This is a genomic window from Bradyrhizobium sp. Kon69 (assembly GCF_055807515.1).
Genome location: NZ_JBVVOS010000103.1, coordinates 1 through 526 on the forward strand (window position 1 = coordinate 1; position 526 = coordinate 526).

At 66.9% G+C, this 526-nt stretch carries 2 protein-coding genes; both read right to left on the reverse strand.

What is annotated here, in order from left to right; genetic code table 11:
• Nucleotides 1-11 precede the first annotated feature (11 nt).
• Nucleotides 12-332, reverse strand: a complete 321-nt coding sequence (locus tag AC0L3U_RS38390; protein ID WP_473364959.1) for an aromatic amino acid lyase — start codon at nucleotides 330-332, stop codon at nucleotides 12-14.
• 8 nt (nucleotides 333-340) lie between these two features.
• Nucleotides 341-526, reverse strand: a 186-nt coding sequence (locus AC0L3U_RS38395) for a hypothetical protein (RefSeq protein WP_473364960.1), incomplete at its 5' end; no start/stop codon positions are given.

Genomic DNA, 526 nt, shown 5'->3' on the forward strand with positions numbered 1-526 from the left:
GTACGCCGGGGCTACGCATGCAGCCTCCAGTGTTGCTCGGCAATGCGTTGCAGGCACAGGCGCAGTTCGCCTTCCAGCGCGCGGTCTTCAATGACTGGCGCAAAGTCCTTGGCCAGCTCTTCGTGCATCGCTGCCAGTGCCGGTGGCAACGGCCGGGCATCCTCGGCCTGGGCACGCAACCACACGCCCTGGTGGGCGGCGAGCAACGTGGCGGCGGCCACCTGTTCGGTCAGCTCCAGCACGCGCACAGCGTCGCGGGCGGCGATGGTGCCCATGCTCACTTTGTCCTGGTTATGGCATTCGGTAGAGCGCGAAAACACGCTGGCCGGCATGGTGTTTTTCAGCGCCTCGGCGGCTGGCGCTCCAGACCGCTGGAGCTGTTGTGCGCCAGGGTGTTGGACTGCGCTGCCTGGTCGTTGAGGTGCTCGGCGGTGTCCTGCAGGCGGGTGAGGCAGGTCTTCAGACGGGCCTCCTGGCTGAGGATCGACATTTCCAGGCGCGCCTGGGCGCCACGGCTGTCGGTGTA

What these genes read in the sequence shown, in the direction of transcription:
- AC0L3U_RS38390 (WP_473364959.1), bottom strand. Translation starts at nt 332, where the DNA reads ATGCCGGCCAGCGTGTTTTCGCGCTCTACCGAATGCCATAACCAGGAC.